Raw genomic sequence first — 2,366 nt, 5'->3', positions numbered from 1 at the left:
AAGGACATGGGTGCGCCCCGCGTCACCCGCGAGGCGGCGCGGTAGACCAGCAGCGCCGCCGCATCGACATCGAGCGCCATGTCGGCGATGTGCCCCTGCACCATTTGCAATTCGGCCATCGGCGCGCCGAATAGTTTGCGCTCGGCCACGCGTTTGATGCTTTCATCCAGTGCACGGCGGGCAAAGCCGAGTGCCGCCGCACCGACGGTCGAGCGGAACACATCGAGCACCGACATGGCGATGCGGAAGCCGTCGCCTGGCTTGCCGATCAGTGCGGTGGCCGGCAGGCGGACCCGCTCGAAAGACAGCCGCGCCAGCGGATGCGGCGCGATCACTTCGAGCCGTTCGGCGATGCCAAGGCCCTTGGCGTCGCCAGGCACGAGGAAAGCGGAAAGTCCCTTGGCGCCCGGCGCCTCGCCGGTGCGGGCAAAGACGACATAGAGGTCGGCGATGCCGCCATTGGAGATCCAGGTTTTTTCGCCTGTAAGAACGTAGCTGTCGCCGTCGCGGGTCGCCGTCATTTCCGTGTTGGCGACATCTGATCCCGAGCGCGGCTCCGACAGGGCGAAGGCTGATATCGCCTTGCCGGCGCGCGTCTTCGAAAGCCATTGCCGCTGCTCCACCGTGCCGAACAGGCTGAGCGCGCCGGTGCCCAGCCCCTGCATGGCGAAGGCGAAATCGGCCAACCCGTCATGGCGGGCGAGCGTCTCGCGCGTGATGCACAAAGTGCGGACGTCGAGGGGACCCGGGTTGTCGGTGTCGAGCGCCGTTGGCTTCAGCCAGCCGTCTCGGCCGAGCTTGCTGACCAGCTCGCGGCAGGCGGCGTCGACATCATGGTGATCGACTGGGAGGTTGGTCGTGCACCATGTCTCGAGGTGCTCGGCTAGTTCGCGATGGCGGTCTTCGAAGAACGGCCAGGAGAGGAAGGAACGGTCAGGCATTGGTGGCCCCGCTATTGAGGCCTTGCGCACTACGGCGCCCCCCTCCCGCCAACGTCTCCACGCAAAGCATCATCCTCAATCCCCCTCGAACACCGGCTTTTCCTTGGCCACGAACGCCTTGTAGGCGCGTTCGAAGTCGCGGGTCTGCATGCAGATCGCTTGCGCCTGCGCTTCCGCCTCGATCGCCTGGTCGAGGCCCATCGACCATTCCTGGTTGAGCTGGGTCTTGGTGATGCCGTGCGCGAAGGTCGGGCCGGAGACGATGCGCGCCGCCATGTCGAGCGCGTCGGCTTCAAGCGCGGCGGCATCGACCAGCCGGTTGTAGAAACCCCAGCGTTCGCCTTCATCAGCCGTCATGGTGCGGCCGGTGTAGAGCAGTTCGGCGGCGCGGCCCTGGCCGATGATGCGCGGCAGGATCGCGCAGGCGCCCATGTCGCAGCCGGCGAGGCCGACGCGGGTGAACAGGAATGCGGTCTTGGCTTCCGGCGTGGCGATGCGGATGTCGGAGCTCATCGCAATGATGGCGCCGGCGCCGACCGCGACGCCGTCGACCGCCGCAATGATCGGCCTGCCGCAATTCAGCATCGCCTTGACGAAATCGCCGGTCATGCGGGTGAAGACCAGGAGCTCCTTCATGTCCATTTTGACCAGCGGGCCGATAATGTCGTGGACATCGCCGCCGGAGCAGAAATTGCCGCCATTGGAAAGGAACACCACGGCGTCGACATCGTCGGCATAGACGAGGTCGCGGAACGTGTCGCGGAGTTCCGCATAGCTGTCGAAGGTCAGCGGGTTCTTGCGCTCCGGCCGATCGAGCCGGACCTTGGCGATCCTGCCCTCGACCTCCCAGAGGAAATGCTTCGGCTTGCGCCCGGCCATTGCGGTCATTCGCGTCCCTCCCAGTTGCTGCGGAACGAGGTCAGCATGCCGGTCAGCCGGCGCGCGTCGTCCTCACTGACCTTGCCCAGCAATTCGCCGATCCAGCCTTCATGCGCCGCGGCGATCGCGGCAAAGGCCTGCGTGCCTTCCTCGGTCAGCCGCACCATCGAGGTGCGGCGGTCGCCATTGCGCCGCGCGCGGGCGACAAGTCCTTCCGAAACCAGCCGGTCGACGATGCCCGTGACATTGCCGTTAGAGACCAGCAGGAAACGCGACAGGTCGCTCATCAGCATGCCTTCCGGCGCGCGATAAAGCGCTGCCATCACGTCGAAGCGCGGCAGCGTGGTGTTGAAGTCCTTCTTCAGCCGCTCGCGCAGCTCGGCCTCGATCGTGCGCGAGGCGCGCAGCAGCCTGATCCACAGACGCAAGCGGTCCTTGCCGGGTCTCGACGGCGCGGGCAGGGGGCCGGCTACCATGTTTCGCCTCCTGAGATGGAAATCGCCTGTCCGGTGATCGATTGGGCGGCGTCGCCGCACAGCCACAGCA

The 2,366-nt window shown here is 66.2% G+C and carries 3 protein-coding genes; all 3 read right to left on the bottom strand.

All coding sequences use genetic code 11. The features are described from left to right. Window positions 1-941: acyl-CoA dehydrogenase family protein (locus tag EN879_RS32375; RefSeq protein ID WP_127274538.1), on the bottom strand; the 941-nt coding region annotated here is incomplete at its 3' end. Between the two features lie 75 nt (window positions 942-1,016). Further along, window positions 1,017-1,829 (bottom strand): enoyl-CoA hydratase family protein, encoded by an 813-nt coding sequence (locus EN879_RS32370; protein ID WP_063169945.1) that lies wholly within the window; start codon window positions 1,827-1,829, stop codon window positions 1,017-1,019. Then, entirely contained in the window at window positions 1,826-2,296 is a 471-nt protein-coding gene (locus EN879_RS32365) for a MarR family transcriptional regulator (protein ID WP_063169946.1), read from the bottom strand. The genes EN879_RS32370 and EN879_RS32365 overlap by 4 nt, the downstream gene beginning before the upstream one ends. Window positions 2,297-2,366 lie beyond the last annotated feature (70 nt).

The sequence above is a fragment of the Mesorhizobium sp. M7A.F.Ca.AU.002.02.1.1 genome (assembly GCF_003998535.1).
Lineage (GTDB): Bacteria > Pseudomonadota > Alphaproteobacteria > Rhizobiales > Rhizobiaceae > Mesorhizobium > Mesorhizobium ciceri.
The sequence above is the reverse complement of the archived record's forward strand: the minus strand, read 5'-3'. Positions and strand labels throughout refer to the sequence as shown.

Excerpts from the sequence above, each read along its gene's own strand:
- EN879_RS32370 (WP_063169945.1), bottom strand. The coding sequence starts at position 1,829 with ATGACCGCAATGGCCGGGCGCAAGCCGAAGCATTTCCTCTGGGAGGTC.
- EN879_RS32365 (WP_063169946.1), bottom strand. The coding sequence starts at position 2,296 with ATGGTAGCCGGCCCCCTGCCCGCGCCGTCGAGACCCGGCAAGGACCGC.